The sequence below is a fragment of the Sphingobacterium athyrii genome, assembly GCF_003071065.1.
Taxonomy (GTDB): domain Bacteria; phylum Bacteroidota; class Bacteroidia; order Sphingobacteriales; family Sphingobacteriaceae; genus Sphingobacterium; species Sphingobacterium athyrii.
This window is the reverse complement of the sequence record NZ_QCXX01000007.1, coordinates 60,958-87,165: the sequence shown is the minus strand read 5'-3', so window position 1 is coordinate 87,165 and position 26,208 is coordinate 60,958. Positions and strand designations below refer to the sequence as shown.

Below are 26,208 nucleotides of genomic sequence, written 5' to 3'. Positions count from 1 at the left end.
AAATTAATATGCTTACTTATTCATCCCTTAAACTATCGACCGGATTGGTCCGGATAGTTTTCCAGGTCTGATAACTAATGGTGCCTAAGGCGATGAGCACGGCACCCATACCCGCTAGAATAAAGTACATCCAGTTAATATCTATTTTATAGTTGAAGTCTCTGAGCCATAGGTTCATTGCCCACCACGCAACAGGTGAGGCAATGACCATGGCAACAAACACCAATTTTATAAAGTCTCCGGACAGGAGTCTCAGCAATCGGAGGGTACTCGCGCCAAGCACCTTCCGTACACCGATTTCTTTGGTTCGCTGTTGTGTCACATAGGTGGCCAGTCCAAAGAGACCCAGGGCCGCCACAAAAATGGCAACAATTGCAAAACAGCTGAATATATTCTTGGTCCGTTCGACATCTTGATAGAGGGAGGCAAAACCCTCATCCAAAAAGCTGTAATTGATTTTTTGATCAGGTGAAAATTTATTCCATACGGTGTTGATCCCGTTTAGGGTCTCCTGTAGATTTTCGGGTTTAACTTTAATGGAGAGGAGTGATGGATAACCCCGTAATACCATACATAGGCCAGCGAATCCTTTACCTTTCAGCGACTCAAAAATAAAATTGTCCACGACACCAACGACTGTCCAGGTATTGCCATTGGTTATTTTTGCCCCGATGGGATTTTTTAATCCAAGGTCATCCGCCAATTTTTGGTTGATGATGGCAGCTGTGCTGTCTGTGGCCATTTTGGGATCGAAATTTCTACCTTTGGTCAGTTGCAATCCGAAGGTAGCAAGATAATCCTGGTCAATCTCCCAGAACTGCCCCTGTGTGGCCATATCCATCTCCCGTCTGCCCTCATTCCAAAAAGGGTTTCCATTTCTTTTGGCACCATCAATGGGGACAGGGAGAAAATCGCCTAGGGAGACGGAGCTGACATTTGGAATGGATTTTAATTCGTTTTTAAGACTTGGGATCTGATTTCCCAATGTACCAATACCACGCAGCACAATGACCTGTTCCTTTTTGAAACCCAGATCTTTTTCCAAGATATAGCGTATCTGTTGATTGGTCACCAGGGCACTCACAATAAGGATGATGGACGTAGCAAACTGAAAGACGACAAGACCATTTCTGAATAATGAAGATTTGGCTCCGGTGCTCTTATTTTTCAATGCGGCAATCGGCTTAAATCGGGATAGATACAAAGCAGGGTAGATTCCGGCCAGGCTGCCGATGAAAATTATCGTCAGCAATAACGAAGGAAAAAAGTATAGGGATGTCCAGGGAATGGTCAGGGACTTGTTGGCGAGATTGTTGAATATAGGCAACAAAGCCCAACTCAGCAATAGTCCCACGAACAGCGATAATACACTATAACAAATCGCTTCGAGCAAAAATTGCCCGATCAGTAATGTTCTTGTCGAACCAATTGTTTTCCGGATACCGATTTCTTTGGCTCTTGTGGCGGCATTGGCCGTTGACAGGTTAATAAAATTAATACAGGCAATCAGAAGAATAAACAACGCCACGGTGGCAAATGTCCATACCATGCGGATATCACCTCTATTCAGCGTACTCACTTTATCATCTTCTATATCCGAGGACTTTAAATGCATATCAAGTGCATTTTGTAGGTTGATTTTTACCTGCTCAAATAAGGGATTGAGCTTGCGTCCCGATTTTTGATATTCAGGTAAGTAGTGCTCTTTATAGTTTCTTAAAATTTCCTTTTCTGTCTGTTCGATATTGACATGCGGTTTTAATTTAACGTAGACTGTATAGTTATTGCTGAGCCATTGGTTTTGTTCACCGGGATAAAAAGGTTCACCTGCCAGAGACATAAAGAAGCTATAACCGGCCAGCGTAGAATTTTGAGGCATGTCTTCGATCACACCAGTGATGGTATATAGCTTGGACTTGTTGTTGTTTAGGTAGATGGTCTGTCCGATGGGATCATTTTTAAAGTATTTTTCCGCTTTGCTTTTCGTAATGACCAGTGTATTGGGTTTATCCAATGCATGGGCAAGTCGACCGGAAACCATGGCTGTCGGAAACATGTCCAGAATAGATTGATCAATATAGACAAAACCGTCGTCATAAAAGCTTTGTGGATTATCGTTCAGGGAGAGCTGATTACTTCCGGCGCCAAATAAAGGGTTTGGAAGTATCCGGCCTGTTTGCTCTATGGAAGGAATTTCAGCTTTAAGGGTTGGTGCTACCGGAGCAGAAAGTGAAACCCAACGCTGTAGCTTACCTTCGATCGGAAGCTGTACAACAAGACGGTAGGTGCGGTCCATCTCCGGATAAAACTTGTTGTAACTCGTCTCATGTCTAATGTAAAGTACGATGAGTATACAGATTGCGATACCAAAAGCAAATCCTCCGATCTTTATAAAAGAATAGAGTTTATTTTTTGCCATGTTTCGCCAAGCGATTTTTAGACTATTTCCTATCATAACAATACATTTTTAAGATCTTAATTGACCCGTAACCGACCGGTCAATCTAGACATTAGACTGAAGTCAATTGTATTGCCATTTTTTTAAGTAATTGATTTTTAGTTATTTGATCTGGTTTGTGTGTTTTATGCCTGTACGATATCGAACAGTTTTTCGTCCAATACCGCACAATGTTTAATAGCCAGCTCCGTCAGATGCCTGCTTCCAGCTTTTGACGAAGTAGTTGGTGCGCTTTTGAGTTTGATTGCCTCCATAAATCAAAATTTTCTGGGTAGGCAATTGTTGGTAGCTTTCAAATTTGTCGAGCTGTTTGAACAGCTCATTGCTGACTGTTTTTGTAGCTTTTATTTCGGTCGCAAAATAGTTGTTGTTATTTTTCCAGAGCAGATCTACCTCTACACCATTACTGTCTTGCCAGAAATAGAGATCCTCAAATTTATAGAGATGATGGAGACTTTTAACATGTTCCGCGACGATCATATTTTCAAAAACATTTCCTTTTGCTTTATCCAGTTCCAATTGTTCCGCTTTTTTTATTCCCAATAGAAAGCAAAGAAGTCCTGTGTCGTAGAAATAGAGCTTTGGGGTCTTGACAAGCCTTTTGCTGCGGTTTTCATAAAATGGAGGCAAAAGGAAAAGGATATAGCTGCTTTCCAATATGGTTAGCCATTCTTTGGCGGTATTAAAAGATATATCCGCTTCATTTGCCAGGGCTGATATATTCAATAATTGCCCTGCTCTGGCGGCGCATAGACCGATGAATTTTCTGAATTGTAGGGTATCTTTTATTTTTAGCCAGTCTGTCACATCTTTCTCAATATATGTTCGGATATAGTTGCTGTAGAAGATGCTTGGTGGGATATTTCTACTGTAGATGGCGGGATAAAACCCATTGACTGTGGTGTCCGCATAATTTTCTCGGAGCATATCGCTTTTACTCAGTTCTTCGAGATCCAAGGGTAACAATTTGAATAGGGCAACCCTACCTGCCAAGGATTGGGTGATGTTCTTTAGAAGGTTGAAATTTTGAGAACCTGACAGAATGTATTGCCCCATAATACCGCTTTCATCTACTCTTCCTTGAAGGTAGGAAAATAGACTGGGAACGCGTTGTACTTCATCAAGAATGACCTGTTGGTCATAGATATCCAAGAATGCAACGGGATCTGCTTCGGCAAACTCCAATAAGTCTGGATTTTCCAAAGAAATATACCGATAGTTTGGAAAAGCTTTTTTTAATAAAGTCGTTTTCCCTGATTGCCTTGGTCCTGTGAGGGCCAATATGGGGTATTTGTCCTTTAACTCATTGATTTCATGTAGTATTCTTCTTTGTATAAACATGACTTACTTCCTGATACAATATAAAGATATGTTATTTTGATGAAATTACATAAAGTTTACTGATGAGATTACATAAAGTTTACTGATGAAATTACATAGAATATACTGATGAAATTACATAACTTTATTCCTCTATCTCTTTCAGTTCGAGATGTGCGCAGAGTTCGAGCATCATTTTGGCCGGATCCGTGTCGATGGCCAGAGCAATCAAGTACATTTCATCCAAACGTAATTTAGCGGTTTCGGTCATGGTTAATTCATTGATCCTTGCCTTACTTAATCCTGTTTTGCGGGCAATCTGAGATTTATTTACAGATTTCTTCGCTAAAAATTCGCCTAATTTTGTCATCCTTTTTTTAATAATCTGTCCTTTTGTATAGATAAATATATACAATGTTATTTTTATTTATACAAATGTTTTTGTTTTTAGAATGTATTCTGTTCTTTTGTATTGATAATCTATATAAATGTTATGAGTAATAAATTTAAACCTAGCACGAAAGTGTATAAAAGGAAATGTCAAGAGATAGAAATATTGATATTTTACCGGATGATATTGCACCGTATCTCGCGGCATTTGTCGCCTGAGGAAGTTTCTTTTTTAATGGGTAAGCCATTGGATTTTATGACTAAAATTGAGACATTCAGGATTAAGCAAATTTCTATGCACGATGTATTTGTCATGAATGATGTATTGGCTATAAATAACCTAGATACTATGGTGCATATGGGTGTTAAAATATCGTCAGCGGAGAAAAGATACGAATTGCATATGACAAAACTGGCTGACCGGGTTATTTACCAGCTATATAAAGTTGATGAGGAGCAAGATCAGCGAGTAACCGAATTTAAATTAATAGACATTCGTCACGATATTGATCCTTATGAAAGTTCTACAGCGGATGAATTGGAAAAGATAACGGCTTTTTTGGAGGAGACAATTGATGCTGGATATTTTAACGAGGAAAAACAACCTGACGAGGTGCATAAGTTATGTTGCGAGAAGTTGGAGAGCTATGTACGACCTAAAAATCTGATGAAGGTGCTCGATGATCTGCTCAGTCTGTCTGGCGAACGCAAAATTGTTCGGAAAGAATCTCCATATGGGTTTGCCTATGTTTTAGCGGCTCACGCGGAATCGACTGAAAAGAAATAAGCAATTTTTAACTGTTCACATCGAACAGCTAAAAATTGCTACAAAGATCCTAAGCCGTAGGTACACCAATTATAACTTCCATTCCCTTTAGCTTAATAACAGTTTGCACTATTTAAACTTCGCACACCTACGGCTTATTTATTCGTCCCGTAAACTATTGACGGGATTGATGCGGGCTGTCCGGAATATCCGGACAGCAATAATCGCTAAAGTTGTCAAACCGATAAACAATCCAGTGAAAACAAATAGGGCAATCGGAACATCAATATGGTAGTAGAAATTTTCCAACCATTTGTGCGTAAACCACCATGCTGTGGGAAAAGCAATTAGAATAGCGATCAGCAGGAGCACGATAAAGGATCTGGAAATCATATAGGTGATCGTATTTACTGAAGCCCCCAATACTTTACGGATACCGATTTCTTTTACCCGTCGTTCTAGCGTATAAATGGCAATGGCTACGATCCCTAAGATAGCAATCAGCATACTGGCCCCCGTAAAAAGTGCCAATTGCTGGTACTGTTTTTTCTCTTTGTTATATTGATGCTGTACCTGATCTTCCTGCCAGTTGATCTGCGCGATCCGGTTAGGGAAAAATTTGTTCCAGGTACTGTTTACCAAGGCTAAAGCTTCCTTTTTCTTGCCTTCTTCTACGCGGATAAGCATGCAGCCGCCTTCCCATTCCTTTTGTGCCTTAATCGCAAAAGGGCCGATCGGAAACTTTAAACTTGCCCCGTTAAACTCTTTAAATACGCCCACCGGTGTATTTTTTAGAGGCTCGTTGCTCCTATTGAGTTTTAAAGATAGCCGCTGGGCGGTGCCTTCGGAAATGAGCATGTTTGTAAAGACCGGTTGTCCATTGTGTACCGAATCCGTAAATGGTCTGTCCATTGCATAGTCCGCACTCAAAGGCCGGCCGTCAAGAAGCTTTATGCCCATTGTTTTGATGTAATCATAGTCCGCATAAACAAATACAACCGCGAGATCTTCGTTCGGATTATCGGGGTCTTTTACTGTTTTAAAATCCACACTCCCACTAAAGGGAGTCCAACCTGTGAGGCTGACCGATGAGATGTATGAATTTTTTAATAGCTCCTGTTTGAAAGCCTGATCCTTTCCTTCCCAGGAGGTATAGTTGATGGCCAAAAGATTTTTAGGTTCGTAGCCAAGATCTTTGCTGTACAGGTAATTCAATTGCGCCCGCATGGACATCATACAGATCGCTACGACAATGGCAATGGCAAACTGGATAACAACCAGTACTTTGGTAAATGCCATATTGAGCGGAAGTCTGAAGAAAGAAAGCTGCCTCCGAAGTTCCAATGATGGCTGCGTTTTTGATAGAGACAATGCCGTAGGTAAGCTGCACAGCCAGCCCAGAAGGATCCAGGTGGATAATAATCCAACAAACATTAATAAGGAATGCTGGTAGCTCATCGTCAATGGATGTTCTAAATAATGTTCAAATGCCGGGCTGATAAGCACATAACCAAAAAATGCAATCAGAAAAGAGCCGGCAAAGAGTATGGTACTCTCCAGGCCCATTTGCATAATTAGATTCTTTCGGCTTGCACCCAATACTTTGCGGATTCCTATCTGCTGTGCGCGTTTTAAGGCATGGGCAAAGCTCAGGTTGATGTAATTGATACTGACCAATACAAGGATCAAGAGCGCTATTCCAGCCAGCAGATAAATATCCTGCATCGGATTCTCCCATCCTGTAATACTTAGTAAGTGTATGTCTTTGATGGGCTCAATGATAAGATTGTGTCCTTTCGCCCAGTCATTCAGTTTCTGTGCATTGTACCATTTGTTTATTTTAGTTGAAAAGCTGTTAATGTCAGTTGTGCTTTTGAGTAATAGAAGCTGTGTTTGCAATGAACCAGTCTCTGCCGGATTGAATTCATTGACCTTAGGCATCAGCACGAGGGCTTCTGCCTGAAAGGAAGAATTATGGGGCATATCCTCAATAATGGCATTGACATAATAAGCTTCGGGCTCCCCTTCTTGTGGTTTATTGTAGAATGTGCTGCCGAGCACGTCTTTTCCGCCGAAGTGTTTTTGTACAGCGGAGGCTGTCAATGTGATATTTTTTGCTCCGGCAATGACTTGTTTCGGATTTCCAGCGATTATTTTTGCGTCAAAAAGATTGAAAAAACCACTGTCAATTTCCAGCGTATTGATTTCGGCTAGTCGCTTCGAGCGCTTGTTTATGGTTAATTTTGGTGAAAATGAATTGATTGAAGTATAGCCAAGCACCTCTGGAAAATTAGCTTTTAATGTGGCCGAGATACCTTCGGGAGCTCCTGAAATATTGTTTGTGACACCTTCCTTTGTTTCTTTGGGCACTATTCGCATTCGGTAAAGCTCATTGGAGTTGCTCCATTGTCTGTCGTAAGAAAGTTCATCAACGACAAGTGAACTGATCAACATAAATACGAACAAAGCAATGGTTAACCCAACGAGGTTTGATAGCGAATAGATCCGATTGTGTGTCAATGTCCGCCAGGCGGTTTTAAGATGGTTCTTTATCATACTGTTTATATGGATTGGTTTATGATATTATTCATCCCTTAATTTTTCGACCGGATTAAACCGGGTGGCCCGAAATACGATGAAGCCCACCAGCAGACCCAGCATGCTCAGCAGTATGCCCAGTGGCAACAGGTAGGTGAATGCATTGATTTCTATTCGGATGATATAGTTCTGTAGCCAGTGTTGCATCAGCATATAGCTTGATGGGACTGTTACCAAAATCGCCAACAAAAATATGCCATAGTACTCTTTCGAAAATAACAGCATCAAATGTGCTAAGGAGGCGCCCAGCACTTTGCGGATGCCTACTTCCTTGTTACGGAGATGAATCGATAGGGAGATCAGGCCGGTTAATCCCAACACGACGATCAAAAGTGAAACCGCGCTCGCGATCTGCGCCGCCCGGTGCAGTTGCAGTTCCGTTTCGTATAAACCTTTGATGCGGTCATCCATAAATTGATATTTAAATGGCGCATCCGGCATCAATTGTTTCCATTTCTTTTCCAGTCCTTGCACGGCGCTGGACAGTTGACCCGGTTTTAAACGGATACTTAGGTATCGGTATTGGAAACTTTCACGGATATCTGTCCAGGCGATCGCCGGAGATGCCTGATGGAGAGAATTTGCGACAAAGTTGTCGGTAACCCCTACAATGGTCATCTTATCTTTTGGATCATTTAGTGCGATCTGCTGACCGATCGTACTTTGAGCATCACTGAAACCAAAATCTTCCATGGCTTTTTTGTTGATAACAACGGGTCGATTAGTGGTACCGGTCACCGCATTTTTCGGTAAAAAGGTGCCGGCCAATAAGGGGATTTCATAGGTTTCCAGAAAATAACCGTCACTGGTAATGCGTTGTACCTGTACGTCCGTGTCGTTGTTATTGCCAAAAGCCGGTTGCATATTGAAGCCTAATAACCCAGGGGTTTCATAGGAAAGACTCACGGACTTAACCGCTGATTCCTGCAGCAGCTCATGCCGGATGGTCTCCATTTTCCGGATACCATTTTCGGACCAGTCCCTTGGTGCCTGTACCGTCAATAGATAATCCTTGTTGTATCCTAAATTACTGTTTATGAATAGATTGACCTGTTTGGAGATAATCAGGGTACAGACCAGGAGGAGCAGGGCAACGGCAAACTGAAAGAACAGTAGCACTTTTCGAATCAATTGCTTGTCACCCAATGCGGAGAACTGATTTTTTACCGAGGGAAGTATCTTGATATTGGACAGTTTAATTGCCGGATATAGTCCCGCCAGCATACCGACCACTATAGTCAACAGGCCTAATAAACCAAAAAAATAGCCCGGTAAATTGATCAGAGACGGCAGCTCGCGCATCAGCACATGTGCAAACAAAGGGTGTACCATGCAATACATGGGTAGACTGATCAAGGCTGCAATAGCTACGATAAGAATATACTCTGTCAGCAATTGTCTTACCAATTGTAATCTGGAAGAACCCATAATCTTGCGCACACCGATTTCCTTCAATCGTGTAATATGCTGTGCAATACTAAAATTGATAAAGTTGATGATGGCCATGACCAGGATAAAAATGGCTATCCAGATTAACGTCTGAATCATCTTGCGGACAGCGCCCTGATTATCATCTAAATAATAGCTTTTCAACGGCTTTAGGTCGGGGCTGTATTGGCTGGCGAATTCCTGATCGGTGTTTTTATGCACCAGCGTTTGAATCGCCGCATCCAGTTGTTGTGTCGTCACCCCGGCTTTCAATTCGAGGTAACCTGCAATGTAAGGATTATTCCAGTTATCCACGGATCTGCCGAAGTATTGTTCGTTGGCAATGGGCAGGAAGATATCGGAATGCATATCCTTTGTTAGATCCATGACCGCATTTTGTACGGTAGTTTTTATAATGGCAGTAATTTCAAAATCATGTTTTTCGCCTTTGAAATTTTTAATCTGCAAGGTTTTTCCCAGAACATTTATGTTTCCAAAATATTTTAAGGCGGCCCGGTCAGTGATCACGACAGAAAAGGGGTTGTTCAGCGCGGTCTTGGGATTGCCCGCTAAAAGCTCAAAACCAAACATGGTCAAAAGGCTAGGATCTCCGAGTGCCATTCCTTCTTCATGGATCGTAGCACCATTGGCGATAATACCTGTCAATCCATCGATACGATAATAGTTGGCCACCAAATCCGGATAGTCTTCATAGAGGGCTTTGGGTAGTGCTCCAATCGTGGTCAAATTGATTCCAAAACCTTCCTTCTTATACTTGCTCTGTAATAAAAATTGCTGATCTATATTTTTGATTTTACTATTTACCCGATGAACATCCCACATATAGGCCCCGACCAGCAGTAAAAAGGTAATGCCAAGAGTCAATCCGATCAGGTTGATCAGGTTTTGAATTTTCTTCTTTCGAATATTCCGCCAGGCAATCTTGAAGTTTGTAAAAGTCATTGTCACTTGTATAAGGGTTATTTCCGTCACCGCATAAAGACCGGATGCCAGCTTCGGTTTTCGCTAGTTTTTGTATCCTAATACAAATCCTTAGCCAAATAGGTATGTTGTTGTGAGTGAATGTATTAATATGCTTTCAGTTGAAGGGACTGTTCGATTTCGGACAGTCATTGTACAGCGGTGAACACCTTGATATCGTTGATTTTCTGGACGAATAACAAATAATAAAATAGGTGAACAGGAAAAACTCATTGGAAAAATTCAATAGCAGAGAAGCGATCGGCGGTATCGGATGAACAGTTTCATTTTATAGATTAGACACTGTAATTTTCAATCGTGAAAAAGCTTTTTACCAGTGTGTTATTTCCAGTCCTCAATTTGAAAAGTGACCTTGCTCATTAGGAAGAGGAATAGGAAAACGAAATGTTCGGTTCTCTCAATTTGATTTGTGCTATGCCTAATTTGGAAGCGCCGATCGCTTATTGGATTTGCAGAAACGCTATTTGAATATGCTATTTGTTTAATTAGCGAAACGCAGTATCTTCATCGCATTCAGCTTCCGCTCCATTGAAAAATTGAATACCCAATATGTAATTGGCAGCCGCTCAATTGCTTTCTGTTTTTTCGGGTCAAGACTTTGCGCAGTTTCAAGTGTATTTTTCAAAATATAATATGTTTTTTGATTTTTCAAATTATCCTAGGGCGGCTGATACAGGATCTTTCTATTTCGGAAAAGGATGTTTATCGGTCCATAACGCAATATTTACTACAGATTGCTGTTCGAAATCAACTAAAATAAGGGGTAAAATTGTCCCAAAATCTTTTTTGTACTTCCTGCATTTTGGGACAATTTTACCCCTGTCTCCGAGCCTCCTGACTGTATCTTTGCTTATGGAAATAATTTTATCTGAAACATTTAATTTTAAAAAAGATGAGTCAAGTTACACTTAATGAAAGAGGGCATAAAGATGCCGGGTTAATGCAGGTGGCGGAACAGGTGTTGAGCAAAATGGCTGCTGAAACCGAACTGTTTGCAGCCCCTGTACCCGCATTGTCAATTTTGGAGGAAGCGCTCGTTGCATTCCGGAATGCCGCAACGGAAGCCTATTATCGCGACACACGTGCTATACTGATCCGTAATCAAAAAAGAGCTGAACTGGCGTACGTATTGAAAGAACTGGCTAAATATGTAGATACGATCGCCAATGCTGATCCGACGATTATTTTAGCTGCCGGTTATGCTGTCAGAAAATCCAAAACTTCTTATGGAGGAGTGGTTCCCAAAGTGGAGCGACTAATCGCCCGTCCCGAAGAGGTGGGTAGTGGACGCGTGAAGCTAAAAACACAACGATGGCGGGGGGCACGCATGTATCAGTATCAGTTCCGCATCAAAGGTCAAAATGTAGACTGGAGCACACAGCTCTGTTCTAAAAGCAGCTGTATTATCGATGGGTTGGAGTCCTTTCGTGAATATGAATTTAGGGTCTCCTATATCGGAATAGACCCGACTCCAAATTATAGTGATATCATCAGCAGTTATGTACTTTAGACAAACCTTATTCGAATACGGAGCATCGGAAAGGAGTGTCTGTTCAAATCCCAGCATTTTCGCTGTAATTTGTTGACAGCTTCCTTTCCTATTCGTCCCGTAAACTATCAACAGGATTGGATGTGGCCGCTTTTATTGCTTGGAGGGATACCACGGCAATCGTTAACATAAGTCCAACACAGAAAGCGGATGCAAAGATCCACCAGCCCATACTGATCCGAAAAGGGAAATTGTCCAGCCAGCGGTTCATAAGATAATACGCAAGTGGTGTAGCAAGTAAAAAAGCAATTGTTATCCATTTAAAGAAATCTTGTGACAACAATACAATAATACCTGTTACCGAAGAACCTAACACTTTTCGGATTCCGATTTCTTTTGTCCGTTTTAGGATGTTAATGGAGAGCAGTCCCAAAAAACCGAGCATACTGATGCTTATCGCGACGATAACGGCGATCCAGATTAGTTTTTCCAGTAATACTTCTTTCTTGTAGAGCTGAGCAATCTGCTGATCATAGAATTTGTATTGGAACACTTCATCGGGATACCAATTTTTCCATTGTTGCTCCAGATCTTTCACGAGCAGTTGGTGATCGGTACCCTTCAGTTTAATCGCTACATTTTTTAACCGCGTTTCATTATACCCAATTACGGTAGGGGAGATGGGCTCGTTCAGCGAATTGGTGCTAAAGTCCGCAACAACTCCTACAATTGTTCCTACTTGTTCTTCGTTCAGCCCACCGGCGTTTAAAGACTTGCCGATAATATCATTAGGATCTTTATAGCCCAATGCGGTAGCCATATTTTGATTGATCAGAAATTCAGGTTTCTGGGGATTGTCGTTGAAATTTTTTCCTGCCAATAATTTGATGTTAAAAGTGCTGATATAAGCAGAATCCCCGATAGCGTATCGGGCAGGCCATTTTTCCCATTCTGTTCTGTTGTCAAACTGGATGGTTCCGCCCCATACCTTTTCAGATGAAGGTGGATTATCGCTAAAAGTGTACGATTGAACATCGGTTCTATTGCTGATGAAATGAGCGATTTTCGCTTTTGATTGGATCATTTTTTTTGTGAACGGAAGCAGGATAACCTGCTCCCTGCTGAATCCAATATCTGTGTTTTTGAGGTGATTTACCTGTAAGACAATAACAAAAGTGGCGATCAGCAGCGTCATGGCGATCATATTCTGAAAAACAATAAGCGTTTTGCGACTAAAGTTCCAGGGGCCTATGGTCAGCTTTTTCAATGCCTGCTGGATGTCCATCTTATTGACAAAAATGAGGGGATAGATGGAGGTCAACAGGCTCGTTAAAACCCAGATGATACCAATGATAGCTATAAATGACCGAGGATGGACAATCTGTACAGGTTCATGTGGAAAAAGAGCCTGGTTTGCCCAATTGGAAAAGATCAGCAATAAAACTAAAGCGAAGATAATAGCAGCAGCGGTCAGGATCAGGGTTTCGATCAGAAACTGAATGTAGAGTTGCCTTTTGGAACAACCCAGTACCTTTCTCACGCCCATTTCTACACTGCGGTTCATTTGTCTGGCAAAGGTGATGTTGCTGTAATTGACCAATGCCATGATACTGACTCCGATGGCAATTGCGACCAGGATACTCAGAAGTGTACGTTGTGTTCCCTTTCCGTAATCTGTGTCAAAATGGTAACTTGTTAAGGGCAGGAGTTTATAACTGAATGTCTGTAGTACATCTTTGTGCCAGTACTTGGCAACCAGCGCATGTATGGCTTGCTCGACTGTATTTTTATCGGCGGCGTTTTTTAAGGTGACAAGGATATTATTGCTTGAGTTGGAGTAGCCCCAATTATTAAAGAACCCGTCGTTTTGAGGGATTTGCCATAAAGTAGAAACAGAACTTTGCGAAAAATAGATTTCTGAACGGAAGTCTGAATTTTTGTTACGGTCATCTATGATACCCACAACTTTCACTGGAAATTTGCTGTCGACCAAGATCGTTTTGCCCAAGGGGTTATCGTTATTAAAATAAGTTTTGGCCATTGTTTTGGTCAACGCGACGGTATTGGGCTGATCCAGATCTTTTGGGGATCCCGCTAACCAGGGGAAATTTAAGGTGTTGAAATATTCCGATGAAACAAAAGCGGCTTTGCCCTCCGTTTTATACAACTGATCCGCTATCCGTAGCGTAAGGTCTTTATTATCCATATACAATGCTGTTCGTTCCACTTGTGGAATTTCACGTGAAATAGCATTGTACATGGCATAGGATCCGCCTTTGCTATGTTCGACCTGCTCTAGTTTCAGATCCTGTACGACTAGAAAGGTAAGTTCTTTATCGGTATGAAACTGATCAAAACTATATTGGAAGCTATTATAGCTATAGATAAATAAACTACATGCAATTGCCAGACCTAAACCAGCAATTGTTAAAAAGGTATAGTAGCTATGTTTCAATAGTTGTCGTAGCGCTGATCTGAAATATGTTTTAATCATAATTTTATTGTGTTGCGTTTACAATATCATTGTTTTTGTCGTATAGGAGATTATTCCTCCCGCAGACTGTCAACCGGATTTGCCACAGCCGCCTTGATGGCTTGCGAACTCACTGTCAGCAGTGCGATCAATACAGCGATTAGTCCTGCAACGGCAAACATCCACCATTGCATTTCAATGCGGTAAGCAAAATTTTCCAGCCATTTGTACATCGCCCACCAGGCTATCGGTGAAGAAATCACGATGGCGATCAGGACAAGTTTGATAAATTCTGCTGAAAGCATCCCTGTAATACCGGGAACAGAGGCGCCGATGACTTTACGTATACCTATTTCTTTCCGGCGCTGATTTGCCGTAAAAATAGCTAATCCAAATAAACCCAGACAGGCGACGAAAATCGTCAGTCCGGCGAATATGCTTAACAATTTTCCTGTTTTGACTTCGGCCTGATAGGTCTGGGCATAGCGATCATCGAGGAAAGAATAGTTGAATGGAATATCGGAAGGGAACGAGTCGTAGACAGCTTTCAATTTTTTAATCAGGGCCTCGGTATCTTTTGTCTGTGTTTTGACAATCAGGCTCCCAGCTTGATCGCTCAGTACCATCACCAGTGGTGAAATGGGTTCGTGCAGCGATTTAAAGTGGAAATCTTTGACGACACCCACGACACGATAGGTTTTGTTATCCTTATTGGTCAATGTATGGCCAAGGCTTTTCCCTTTCCAGCCCAGATCTTTTGCTGCGGTTTCATTCACGATAATGGATAAGGTATCGTTCCCAAAAGCTTTCGAAAAATTTCGCCCCTCGTTAAGCTGCATACCCATCGCAGCAATATATTCCTCATCTATGTCATAACGCAGTGTTTTCACCCATTTTTCTGTATTTCCGTCCGGATAGACAAAGAAGTTATTGTTGTTAGTTTCTCCAGCGGGCAGGTACGATGAGCGGGAGATATGTTTTACGCGGCTATCTTCGGATAGCAGCTTGACGTAAGTTTTTTCATTTTTGCCCAAGGGCCAGCTCTGGATCACAATGACATTCTCCTTTTCATAGCCTAATTTGATATTCCGCATATAATCGAGCTGTCGGATGACAACCACGGTGCAGAAAATGAGTCCCACGGAAATCATAAACTGAAAGACCACAAGGCTGCTCCTGAGATTGAATCGTTTTGTAGATCGCAACAAACGCCCTTTTAATACGGTCAAAGGATTGAAAGCAGCTAGATATAGAGCCGAATAAGTACTCGAAAATAGACCGACCAATAATCCGAATGCGAGCAGGAGGGGGATTATGCGGGCAAAATCGAGCTGTTGAATGGCAATGGACTTACCCGATAATTGATTAAATAAGGGAAGGGCCAGTAAAACAATGCCGACTGCCAGAAACAAAGCCAGATAGGTCAGCAGAATGCCTTCGAAGAGGAACTGACGGATCAGGCTTTGCCTGTCGGCACCGAGTACTTTCCGTACACCTACTTCCCGACTTCTCCGGAAACCACTGGCTGTAGATAAGTTCATAAAATTGATCGTCGCAATCAATAACATAAACAATGCTATGGCACTAAAAATATAAATATATCGGATATCACCCGATGGACTTAGATCGTAGCCAAAATTGGAGTGCAGATGGATATCGGTCAGGGGCTGCAAATAGAGACCTATTGTATTGCCTGATTTTTTGTAATCCTCGTAACTCATTCCGAACCCGGCCATAAATTGAGCACCGACATGTTTGTCAAATAGGGTCGCTAAGTTTTTTTCCAGATTTTTTAATGAGGTATTTTCTGCAAGCAGTGCATAGGTATAATATTCGGATGTCATCCAGGAGTTTGAACGGGAGTCCTCCAGCGCCGTCATTGAGGTGAAAATATCAAAATGGAAGTGCGAATTGCTGGGGATATCCTTCATTACTCCGGTAATTTTTAGTCTATTTTGGTCGCCTTTTATGGTGAGATCCCTACCTACGACATCTGTCGTTCCAAAATATTTGCGTGCCATGGATTCAGATATGACCGCAGTATAAGGCATCTTCACTGCTGTATTAGCATCACCTTTGATAAAGGGCAGGGTAAATATTTTAAAGAAAGAAGCATCAACATAGGCCATCTGTTCATCACGAAAAATCTTATCACCAACCAAAAATAAGGGAGCCCCACCTTGCCTCAAACGTGCTGTCTCCTGTACTTCGGTTAGTTCAGCTTTCATTGTTGCCGCCACCGGTGGCATGACATGAGCCTCATTCATCGTTCCCCCTTTTACCGTACCGCGGAAGACCACACGTACAATTCGATCCGCATTTGTATTGAAACGGTCAAAACTGAACTCATCAGCAACATATAGGCTTATCAGCAAACAGATTGCAATACCCAAGGCTAACCCAGTGATATTAATGATCGAGGTGGAAGAATTTCTTCTTAGATTCCGCCACGCTATTTTTAGATTATTCTTTATCATAATCGGGTTGTGTTGGTTAGTAATATTTATTTTATTCGTCCCTTAAACTATCCACCGGATTGCTAAGTGCTGCTTTAATGGCTTGATAACTTATGGTTGCCATGCTGATTAATATTGCCATTAATCCTGCAATAACAAAGTAATGCCATTGGATCTGGATACGGTAACTGTAATCCTGCAACCATTTGTCCATGGCCCACCAGGCTATTGGTGAAGCAATCAGAATAGCAATTATCACCAATTTAATAAAGTCCACGGACAGCAAAGAGGTTACTTGTGCAACACTTGCGCCGAGGACTTTGCGCACGGCAATTTCTTTCATCCGGGTTTCGGCCATATATGCGATCAATGCGAGAAGACCGAGACAGGAAATAAAGATGGTCAATCCTGCAAATACCATTGCGAGTGTACCTATAGCTTTCGTTTCTTTAAATTTCTGTTCATAGGTTTTGTCGATAAACTGGTATTCAAAAGGATAATCCGGATTGAATTTTTTAAAGATTGATTCTATTGTTTTCAAATTTTCTGCGATGCCGCGATTCGTATTCAAACGATAATGAATCGTGGTAAACCAAGAATGCGGACCTAGAATGATCATAGGATAACTTTCCTGAAAAGGAGACTCTATGACGAAATCTTTGATTATTCCTACGACTGTCCAATCTCTACCATCTCCATTGACCGTTTGGCCAACTGGATTCGTCAAACGCATTTTCCTTACGGCAGACTCTGTAAGTAATATCGCTGCGCTATCTGTCTTGTATTTATACGCATCAATATCCCGTCCGGCTATGAGTTTAAAACCTAAGTTTTTAATCGCATCGGCATCGGTACTAAAACGGTCGAAAGAGAATTTTTTATCACTTTCAGTACTTCCTGGCCAGCTAAATCCCCAACCATTACTATAGCGATTTGTCACAGGGGACATGTTTTTAGATACTGCAATGACAGCGTTGCTAGTTAATAATTCGTTCTTGAGACTCAGATAGTTTTTTTCCAGTGTTCCAGAAAATTTGGTCGCTAGCAATCCATTATCATTATACCCTCTATCTCGATTTTTTGTGTGCTGGATTTGTTGATAAACAATGATTGTAGCAACGATTAGAATAATAGCAAGACTAAATTGGACAATAACTAAAATGGAGCGTATACTAATCCCCTTATCGTAAGTATTCAATTTTCCTTTTAGTGTTTTCAAAGGTTTAAATGAGGATAAAAAAAATGCGGGATAACTTCCTGCCAATATTCCAGTCAAAAGAGTGAAACCCATTAAGAACAACCAGGTATTACCGGACAGGATGGAGATCGTGAGATTTTTTTCAACCAAATTATTAAAAGCGGGGAGCACCAATACAATAAATACAAGTGCAAGTGCCATTGCGGCAATACTTATTAAGATACTTTCGACAATAAATTGTAGGATAAGGCTTTTTCGTTGAGCACCGATTACTTTGCGTACGCCAACTTCTTTGGCTCTTCTTTCGGAGCGAGCTGTACTGAGATTCATGAAATTAATACAGGCAACAAGCAAAATAAAAGCGCCAATCCAGGTAAACAAACGGACTAATTGTATACGACCAGACGTGTATTCTCCCTGCTCGCTTCTATCATACAAATAGGTATCTTTGTAAGGAAAAGCAAATATTTCGTTTGTAGACTTAATTTCATTGTCACCTACATTGATATGGTTTTGGCTGAAAAGTCTGATTTTTGCATTGAAGTTTTCCAATGTTATCCCTTCCCGTAATAATACATATGTATATGTTGAATTGTTAGACCAATTTTTATCTACATAACCCATTTTCTTAGCTAAATCCCACGAAAGCAGATAATCAAACTGCAAGCTGCTGTAGCTGGAAGGATCTTTTACGATCGCTTGGACGGTTACCAAATACTTTGATTCTATTTTGATCGTTTTTCCTATTGGATCATTGTCACCAAAAAGAGCCTTCGCATATTGCTCCGTAATGACAACTGAATTCGCATCTTGAAGTAGATTGGTTTTATTCCCTTTAAGTAATGGATAGCTGAACATATTGAAAAAGCCGGGATCGACAAAGCTGGCGCTTGAAACTAAATTTTTATCACCGTAGCTCGTTAGAAATTTATCATCTTGCTCGATACGCGTAAAACTTTCGATTTCAGGGAAATCATTTTTCAGTGTAGGTCCCATTATTTTAGGTGTATTTGTCCAGGCTTGTAATTCGCCTTGATAAATGTCTCTATTACTAATAATATAAAGTCGGTCACTTTTCTCATGGAATCGATCCATGCCTAACATGTTCTGTAACCACAGTGCGATAAGTAAAGCACCTGCCATACCAATAGCCAAACCGAGAATATTAATTGCCGAAAAAGCTTTGTTTTTTAACAAATTCCGCCACGCGATTTTGATGTATGTCTTGATCATGTTGTTTCTGCTAAATATAATAACGGATAATTATTCGTCCCTTAATGTTTTCACCGGATTGTGATTTGCCGCTCTAATTGCTTGCGAACTTACCGTTACGAAGGCGACAGCCAAGGCTGCTAAGCCTGCTAATGCAAAATTCCACCACTGTATTTCGGTTCGATAAGAGAAATCCTGCAGCCATTTATTCATTGCCCACCATGCAATAGGTGAAGCAATTAGAATAGAAATAATAACAAGCTTGACAAAATCTTTGGATAGCATCGCCGTAATTCCGCTTACTGAGGCGCCCAGTACTTTACGAATACCAATTTCTTTGGTCCTCAGCTCGGCGATATATGATGCTAATCCAAATAAACCCAGACAGGAAATAAAGATCGCTAGCCCCGAAAAGATGAAAGCGAGCTGGGCTGTTTGTTGTTGGTCTTTGAATTTAGTGGCAAATTTTTGATCGACAAATTGATACTCGAAGGGATACGCGGGATTGAATTTTTTAATAATTTGTTCGATTTTTTTGAGCTGGTCGCTCATCGAAGCGTTGGGATTTGTACGGATAACCAAATTGAATAGTGCTGTCTTATTCGCGTATATAAGCATCGGTTTTACCGGATTATAAGGAGAACCGCTGATATAGTCGTTTATTACGCCCACGATGGTATAAGTTCCGTCTCCCCATTTGAGATAACTTCCGATTGGATTTTTCAATTTCATTTCTTTGACGGCGGCTTCATTCAGCAGTGCAGCAGTACTATCGGCTGCTAATCTTGCATAATCGATATCACGTCCTGCTATGAGCTTTAATCCGAGTGTTTTGACAAAGTCACTTTCTGCTCTTCCCAGATCAAATCCCATTTTTTTCTCTTGCTCAGGAGTAGCTCCTGCCCAGGAAAAACCACCCCAGGAATTTCCAGAACTACCAGTGATTGATGATCCTATCCTTGTGACGGCTGTAGCCACCCCATTATTGATCAATTCTGATCTGATGGCCTCATAATTTTTCCCTAAATCACCTTCCATTCCTATTTCGAGCAATTGAGCGGTATTATAGCCAACGTCTCGCTGTCCTGCATATTCAATTTGCCGCCTGACGACAATGGTAGCAATTATCAGTATAACAGCTATGCTAAATTGAAGAACAACCAATAATTCCCGAAAACTCAAGGGAAATTTTTTTGACCGTGCAAATATTTTTAATGATTTAATGGGCTTGAAAGCGGACAGTACAAATGCCGGATATAATCCAGCCAATAGTCCCGTTATGAAGATAAAGCCTATCAACGACAGCCATATTGTTGTATCTGAGAACGAAAAGAATAACGGCCTATCGAAAATCTTATTAAATAACGGGAGCGTAAGCTTAGTCAATACTATCGCGCTTAAGCCCGATATAAAAGCTAGCAGGACTGATTCTGTAAGAAATTGGACAATTAAATTGAGACGTCTAGCTCCTACAACTTTTCGTACAGCAACTTCCTTTGCTCTTTTTTGGCTGCGGGCGGTACTAAGATTTATAAAATTAATGCAGGCAATCAATAGTATCAATAGACCAATTCCTGCAACCAGCTTAACCTGATCAATCTTTCCCCCAACTGGAATACCTTGTTCGAATCTGGAATACAGATGCATTTTGGACATTGGATACAGAAACAGCGATCCTTTTAGCTCCTTGTTGGATTTTTTTTCGATAATATTGATGAGCTTATTATTGAAAGCCTCAATATTGGTTCCCGATTTTAATTGCACGTAGGTTGAGAACGTAATTGTATTCCAATTTGGTGAATATTTACTAGCATCAGCTAACGGGATCAGATAATTAAAATCGAAATTGGTATTACTTGGCAAATCTTGCATAACAGCAGAAACTTTATAAGGTTCCTTATTGTCGAGCGTAATGGTTTTATCCAATGGATCGATATTACCAAATATACTTTTTGCTAAGCTTTCTGTTAAAATGATATTCTTTGTTTCTGCTAGGGCCTGATGATTATTTCCCCGTCGAAGTTTGAAATCAAATAGCTGTAGAAATGACGGGTCTACCTCGTTTCCTTTTGATTTGATTTTTTTATCATCAAACGACAGTAGTCTGTTTGTACTAAAATACATGCGAGCTGCGCGTTCTACTTCCGGATAATCTTCTAATAGGGCAGGAGCTGCTCGCCCTGAGGTGACGTCCATTAGACTTATTTTTCCCTCATCATTTTGATATTTATTCCAAAGTTTATACAGGCGATCTTTATTGCTGTAAAAATTATCGAATTGCAACTGGTTTTGCACCCATATGCCAATAATCAGTACAGCAGCCATACCAATGGAAAGCCCAATGATGTTGATTGCAGAGTAGCCTTTGCTTTTCCACAAGTTTCGCCATGCAATTTTAAGGTAATTCTTTATCATCGAATTGATATTTTGAATTTTTCATAATTTACTAGTCCATAATCCATTTATCCAAATGGATAGCTGTATTCATGGTCGTGCACAATAGAAAATGGTTAATTCAATTCGTTTGCCATAAATGTAATCTTTTGATTTTTAGGGTTTTGTTCTGGTTTTTTTTAAACCTAAATGTTCGGAAACGGACAGTTTGGTGTCCGTCCCCGAACAAATTGGTCTTATTCGCTTCTTAATGTTTTCACGGGGTTTGCCCAGGTTGCTTTGATCGCTTGATAACTAACTGTCAACAAGGTAATGACTAAGGCTGTTAAGCCTGTAACCGCAAATACAGTCCAGGTAATTGATATACGATAGACATAATTTTCAAGCCAAGATTCCATTAGGAGATAAGCCAAGGGGGCAGCAACAAGAAATCCGATCAATGTTAACCAGATGTATTCGGTACATAATAATCTCCATAAACCAAGTTCTGATGCGCCAAGAACCTTACGGATACCAATTTCTTTTTCACGTTGCTCGGTTAGAAATGCCACCAGAGCATATAGTCCAAGACAGGAGATCAGTATGGCGAGCCCCGTAAAAATACTGGTCAGGCTTTTGATCATTTCCATTTGCTCAAATTGCTTGGCGTATTCTTTATCTGTGAATGCATAATCAAAGATGAGATCTGGATCAAAGCGATTGAATTGTTGTGCGATTGCTTTCATTGTCTGACTGATATCTTGCTGTTCATTCAGTCTGAGTGTTATTTTATTTTTTGGTAGAAAATCAAGAAAATAGGCTGTTGGCGTAATCGACTTAAATGGGGATTCAGATAAGGTATTCTGTATAATACCGATAATTGTGTAGTTAATCCCTCTTTTAGACAATTGTTTGCTTGTCAGATCTGTAACCCCCATAAATTTGGCCGCAGCTTCATTGATGATTACTCCCGTGGAATCTGTCTTAAAATCCTTGGAGAAATTTCTTCCCTTCAAAAAATTCCATTGTACAGTGTTGGCAAAGTTTTCATCTACGGTGAAAATGCCCATAATGGATCCTTCCTTTGTTTCATTCCCCTGCCAGTTAAAACCACCGCCAGTTAAAGTGAGCTTATTGACAAAACTCGAAGTGAGTGATGCCTCCTGAATCAGGCCTTGATCAATCAATTCTTTTCTTAGGATCTCAAAGTTTTTGGAAATTAACTGACTGCTGCTAGTAACGTTTACTAAGTTTGAACTTTTATAACCGATCGGACGGTCTTTTGTATAGTGCAATTGTTTGATCACCAGATAGGTTGCAATCATCAAAAAGATGGAAATCGCAAATTGTACAACAACCATTCCCTTTCTGGCATTGAATCCTCTTTTGCCGATGTTCATCTTTCCTTTGAGCGCAAGGATCGGATTAAAAGAGGATAAGAATAGCGCAGGGTAAATTCCAGCCAGGATTCCAACAGAGAAAATCCCCAAAAAGGAGTATAGGTAGAATTGAATACTCGTAAATGGAATAGCTAATGTGGTTTTGGTAATGGCATTTATCCACGGAAGAAGCAAAGTGCTTATTATAAGCGCTATCAGAAAAGCACAGGATACGGACAGGATGGATTCAACTAAAAATCCGGTAATCAGTTGCCGGCGGTTGACACCGACCGATTTTAAAATACCAATTTCCTTTCCTCTTTTTAAACTTCGGGCCGTACTGAGGTTAATAAAATTGATACTGGCCAACAAAAGAATAAACACACTGATCCAGGCAAACATCCAGACATATTGAATCTGTCCACCGACATTTTTACCATTTTTGAAAGCGTCATAGAGATGCCATTTGGACATGGGGTGCAACAGAATCTCGGGGTTGATATCCGTCAGATTTGTTCTAAAGATGCTGGTTAGTTTATGCTCTATCCCGGGGATATTTTGCGGGTTTTCGATTCTACCAAAGGTACTAAAGAAGCAGTTTGACCATTTTTCGTCTATGCCTTCATTTTTACGGAGGTAATCTACAAACGGCAAAATATACTGCAACCCGTGAAAAGTGTTGTTTTCAGGTATATCTTTATAAACTCCTTGTATCGTATATTGTTCCTTCCCGTTGAGCTGAATAGTTTTCCCGATCACATCAGCCGATCCCATTAGAGCGTTGGCCAATGATTCGGAGATAATGATGCTGGAGGTTGCCGTTGGAGTGAGCGTATTTCCCAGTACAGATTCGAACGAAAATAGTTCTGAAAATTTGCCCATTGCATAAAAGCCAGAGGCATTCAGTTTCTTGTCACCGACTTTGATCGTATTACTTTCCATATCGGTGACCAATGCTAAATCTTGAATTTCATCGGTGAAATCTGATGCAATAACCTTAGCTAACGGAATGGGCGTGGAAGTCCCATCCGTAGATTTTTCACCATTGAAAGTTCCCGTCATCATCATCTGATAAATACTATCATGGTTTTCATAATGCTTGTTGAAGGAAAACTGTTTCGAGATCCACAGTGTACTTACCAATGCGACTGTAATTCCAAGGGATAATCCAAGAATATTGATTGCCGTATTTAGCGGGTTGCGTTTTAAATTTCTAAGTGCTGTTTTTAGGAATAATCGAATCATTTTATGGTGTTGTTTTTGGTCCTTAGATATAAGCTATTCATCGTGCAGACTTTTTACGGGATTGGCGTAAGCAGCTTTGATGGATTGGAAACTAACGGTAAATAATGCAATAGCAATTGTTATCCCACCTGCATATAAAAATATAGTCATGGGGAGTGTCGTTCTAAAGGCAAAGCCATTGAGCCAGTTTATGCTGAAATACAAAGCGATCGGTATAGCGATGACATTGGCCAGAATTACTAAGACTAAAAATTCCTTGTTTAATAGTTTTATAATGTTGAATACGGTGGCTCCAAGAACCTTTCTGATCCCAATCTCCTTGGTTTTGACCTGTGCGGTATAGGTACATAATCCCAGGAGTCCTAGACAGGAGATCAGGATAGCGATCAGTGCGAAGAAATTGAATAAGGTACCTTGTTTCTGTTCATTCGTATATTGCTTTTGGTAGCTTTCATCAAGGAAACTATAGTTCATAGGCATATCATCATAATAGTTTTTCCAGATCTGTTGCATTGAGTTCAAAGCAGATTTGGCTCCGGAAGCTGTTGTTTTGATATAAAGCTGCCAGCAATCTTTGGGGCTGTATTGGAATACCATCGGCTCAATTTTCTGCCTCGCGCTTGCATAATTAAAGTCCTTTACCACACCGATAATTGTTCCGGGAACAGTTCGAATCCGTAGGCGTGTGCCAATGGGATCTTTTAGTCCCATTTCGCGTACTGCCGTTTCATTGACAATAAAATGTGTTGAATCTGCTGTTGAGCCCGTAAAATTACGACCTTGCGTAAGTTTTATCTGAAAAAAGCTAAGCGCAGACTGGTCCGAATACGTAATATTGAACCAGAGATTTGATTTGCTGGGCTTTCCATCCCAATCGTTGTCTCCAGTGGAACCACCCCCATAGACCATATCCCGACCAAGACGGATAACGGCATCAATATCCTTGTTTTTTAGAAGTTCACTTTTGACTGCATCAAAATGCTTAGACATCTTTGGTGCCATGCCAATAGAAATAATATGATCTTTTTCATAGCCTAAATTTTGATGTTTTATGTAATCCAATTGGCGACCGATAACAATTGTCAGGGTAATCAGGATAATAGAGACTGTAAACTGCAAGACAACAAGTATTTTCCGTGCGCTGGAATTTTTTAGGGCAAACCGGCCTTTCAATACCTTAATCGGATCAAATTTCGATAAAAGGAGGGCGGGATATATACTGGTGAGCAGCAATGTACCGATGAGCATGGTCAATATGCTTGTCCATAGCGTAGGATTGCTGAGCTGCAGCGAAATATGTTTTCCGGAGAAGTTATTAAACAAAGGAAGGCAACTAAAAACGATTGCTAATGCCAGGGTTGAGGCAATGGTAAAGAGCAGAGTTGTTTCCAATATAAATTGGAAGAAAAGTTCCTTTTTTCCGGCCCCAATAATTTTACGAATACCCACTTCTTTGGCGCGGGACAAAGAACGTGCAGTAGAAAGATTGATATAATTGATGCTTGCGATGACAAGGATCATGATGGCTACGCCTATAAAAATTCGAACAGTGCCTATCCCCCCATCACTACCGTCCATCTGGTACAGATGTACCTTTGCCAGCGCTTGTGTAACATATGGTACAGGGGCATCTTCGGGTTTATTCCGTTCGTGTATGGATTGTAATTTTTGCGCGATAGTTGCCGGGTTGGCATCTGGTCTCAACTGTAGATAAGTTTCAAACGAAAAATTGGACCAATCTTCATCCATGGAGGATAGAAAGGTTTTATTGTCATAGGTCGTTTTGTTTTTGATATAAGCGTGTTCATTGAATCGCGATATCGGCAGTAAGACCTGAAATTGAAAGGTAGAGTTTTCCGGATAATCGGCAATGACGCCAGAGACAACACAGAGATCTTCAATGCCCAATATTACCGTTTTTCCAATAGGATTTTCATTGCCAAAATAGCGGTGTGCCGTACTTTGGGTGATCACAACGGAATTGTTATCGGGGAAAGGTCGCTTTGGGTCGCCTTGCATTAAAGAAAAGTCAAAAACACTAAAATAGCTAGGGTCCACAAATGCAAGGTTTTTTTCATTGAATCTTTTTTCCTTGTATTTTAGGGCGGCATCACCGATTTTAAATATGCGTACAGCATCTTGGACTTCAGGAATCTCCTTCTTAGCGGAGCTTCCGACAGGAGCAATGATGGACCCAGAGATCCGTTTTGATATGCCGGTGCCACCTTCTATACCAATTTTATAAATGGATCGATGATGTTTATGGAAGCGGTCATAGGATAGTTCATCCTGAATCCAAAGCAATAAGAATATCCCTACAACTAATCCTGCTGTTAACCCTAAAATATTAATGGCGCTATAAAACTTGTTGGAAAAAATACTACGCCATGCGGTTTTTATAAAGTTCTTTATCATTGTTTT

At 40.7% G+C, this 26,208-nt stretch carries 13 protein-coding genes; 2 read left to right on the top strand and 11 right to left on the bottom strand.

Going from position 1 to position 26,208, the window contains the following annotated elements:
- Window positions 1–16 precede the first annotated feature (16 nt).
- The 3 genes from DCO56_RS21900 to DCO56_RS21890 form a co-directional block, all read right to left on the bottom strand.
- Window positions 17–2,419: an ABC transporter permease gene (locus DCO56_RS21900; RefSeq protein WP_245935895.1), complete on the bottom strand. Its 2,403-nt coding sequence runs from the start codon at window positions 2,417–2,419 to the stop codon at window positions 17–19.
- A gap of 213 nt (window positions 2,420–2,632) precedes the next feature.
- Window positions 2,633–3,799: an ATP-binding protein gene (locus tag DCO56_RS21895; protein ID WP_108635878.1), complete on the bottom strand. Its 1,167-nt coding sequence runs from the start codon at window positions 3,797–3,799 to the stop codon at window positions 2,633–2,635.
- Between the two features lie 124 nt (window positions 3,800–3,923).
- Window positions 3,924–4,148 (bottom strand): helix-turn-helix domain-containing protein, encoded by a 225-nt coding sequence (locus DCO56_RS21890; RefSeq protein WP_104384877.1) that lies wholly within the window; start codon window positions 4,146–4,148, stop codon window positions 3,924–3,926.
- Between the two features lie 123 nt (window positions 4,149–4,271).
- Here DCO56_RS21890 and DCO56_RS21885 point away from each other — a divergent pair, with 123 nt between their 5' ends.
- Complete coding sequence (locus DCO56_RS21885; protein WP_108635877.1) at window positions 4,272–4,955, top strand: hypothetical protein; 684 nt, start codon at window positions 4,272–4,274, stop codon at window positions 4,953–4,955.
- Window positions 4,956–5,093: 138 nt separating this feature from the next.
- Here the strand turns inward: DCO56_RS21885 and DCO56_RS21880 are convergent, their stop codons facing one another.
- A complete protein-coding gene (locus tag DCO56_RS21880; RefSeq protein WP_108635876.1) occupies window positions 5,094–7,490 on the bottom strand; it encodes an ABC transporter permease in 2,397 nt (798 codons plus the stop codon).
- A gap of 27 nt (window positions 7,491–7,517) precedes the next feature.
- On the bottom strand, window positions 7,518–9,923 hold the full coding sequence (locus DCO56_RS21875; RefSeq protein WP_108635875.1) for an ABC transporter permease: 2,406 nt from the start codon (window positions 9,921–9,923) through the stop codon (window positions 7,518–7,520).
- Between the two features lie 931 nt (window positions 9,924–10,854).
- Between DCO56_RS21875 and DCO56_RS21870 the strand changes: the two genes are divergently transcribed.
- The gene (locus tag DCO56_RS21870) at window positions 10,855–11,472 is read left to right on the top strand and encodes a hypothetical protein (protein WP_108635874.1); all 618 of its coding nucleotides are present in this window, start codon (window positions 10,855–10,857) and stop codon (window positions 11,470–11,472) included.
- 88 nt (window positions 11,473–11,560) lie between these two features.
- On the opposite strand, the gene DCO56_RS21865 is transcribed toward DCO56_RS21870, so the two are convergent.
- From DCO56_RS21865 to DCO56_RS21840, 6 genes are all read right to left on the bottom strand, one after another.
- Complete coding sequence (locus DCO56_RS21865; protein ID WP_108635873.1) at window positions 11,561–13,945, bottom strand: ABC transporter permease; 2,385 nt, start codon at window positions 13,943–13,945, stop codon at window positions 11,561–11,563.
- A gap of 50 nt (window positions 13,946–13,995) precedes the next feature.
- The gene (locus tag DCO56_RS21860) at window positions 13,996–16,401 is read right to left on the bottom strand and encodes an ABC transporter permease (protein WP_108635872.1); all 2,406 of its coding nucleotides are present in this window, start codon (window positions 16,399–16,401) and stop codon (window positions 13,996–13,998) included.
- Window positions 16,402–16,432: 31 nt separating this feature from the next.
- Window positions 16,433–18,811, bottom strand: coding sequence for an ABC transporter permease (locus DCO56_RS21855; RefSeq protein ID WP_108635871.1), 2,379 nt, complete (start codon window positions 18,809–18,811; stop codon window positions 16,433–16,435).
- A gap of 30 nt (window positions 18,812–18,841) precedes the next feature.
- On the bottom strand, window positions 18,842–21,205 hold the full coding sequence (locus DCO56_RS21850; RefSeq protein WP_108635870.1) for an ABC transporter permease: 2,364 nt from the start codon (window positions 21,203–21,205) through the stop codon (window positions 18,842–18,844).
- A 215-nt stretch (window positions 21,206–21,420) separates the two neighbouring features.
- On the bottom strand, window positions 21,421–23,787 hold the full coding sequence (locus tag DCO56_RS21845; protein ID WP_108635869.1) for an ABC transporter permease: 2,367 nt from the start codon (window positions 23,785–23,787) through the stop codon (window positions 21,421–21,423).
- A gap of 33 nt (window positions 23,788–23,820) precedes the next feature.
- The gene (locus DCO56_RS21840) at window positions 23,821–26,202 is read right to left on the bottom strand and encodes an ABC transporter permease (protein ID WP_108635868.1); all 2,382 of its coding nucleotides are present in this window, start codon (window positions 26,200–26,202) and stop codon (window positions 23,821–23,823) included.
- Between the last annotated feature and the right edge of the window lie 6 nt (window positions 26,203–26,208).

Excerpts from the sequence above, each read along its gene's own strand:
- DCO56_RS21900 (WP_245935895.1), bottom strand. The coding sequence starts at position 2,419 with ATGGCAAAAAATAAACTCTATTCTTTTATAAAGATCGGAGGATTTGCT.
- DCO56_RS21895 (WP_108635878.1), bottom strand. The coding sequence starts at position 3,799 with ATGTTTATACAAAGAAGAATACTACATGAAATCAATGAGTTAAAGGAC.
- DCO56_RS21890 (WP_104384877.1), bottom strand. The coding sequence starts at position 4,148 with ATGACAAAATTAGGCGAATTTTTAGCGAAGAAATCTGTAAATAAATCT.
- DCO56_RS21885 (WP_108635877.1), top strand. The coding sequence starts at position 4,272 with ATGAGTAATAAATTTAAACCTAGCACGAAAGTGTATAAAAGGAAATGT.
- DCO56_RS21880 (WP_108635876.1), bottom strand. The coding sequence starts at position 7,490 with ATGATAAAGAACCATCTTAAAACCGCCTGGCGGACATTGACACACAAT.
- DCO56_RS21875 (WP_108635875.1), bottom strand. The coding sequence starts at position 9,923 with ATGACTTTTACAAACTTCAAGATTGCCTGGCGGAATATTCGAAAGAAG.
- DCO56_RS21870 (WP_108635874.1), top strand. The coding sequence starts at position 10,855 with ATGAGTCAAGTTACACTTAATGAAAGAGGGCATAAAGATGCCGGGTTA.
- DCO56_RS21865 (WP_108635873.1), bottom strand. The coding sequence starts at position 13,945 with ATGATTAAAACATATTTCAGATCAGCGCTACGACAACTATTGAAACAT.
- DCO56_RS21860 (WP_108635872.1), bottom strand. The coding sequence starts at position 16,401 with ATGATAAAGAATAATCTAAAAATAGCGTGGCGGAATCTAAGAAGAAAT.
- DCO56_RS21855 (WP_108635871.1), bottom strand. The coding sequence starts at position 18,811 with ATGATCAAGACATACATCAAAATCGCGTGGCGGAATTTGTTAAAAAAC.
- DCO56_RS21850 (WP_108635870.1), bottom strand. The coding sequence starts at position 21,205 with ATGATAAAGAATTACCTTAAAATTGCATGGCGAAACTTGTGGAAAAGC.
- DCO56_RS21845 (WP_108635869.1), bottom strand. The coding sequence starts at position 23,787 with ATGATTCGATTATTCCTAAAAACAGCACTTAGAAATTTAAAACGCAAC.
- DCO56_RS21840 (WP_108635868.1), bottom strand. The coding sequence starts at position 26,202 with ATGATAAAGAACTTTATAAAAACCGCATGGCGTAGTATTTTTTCCAAC.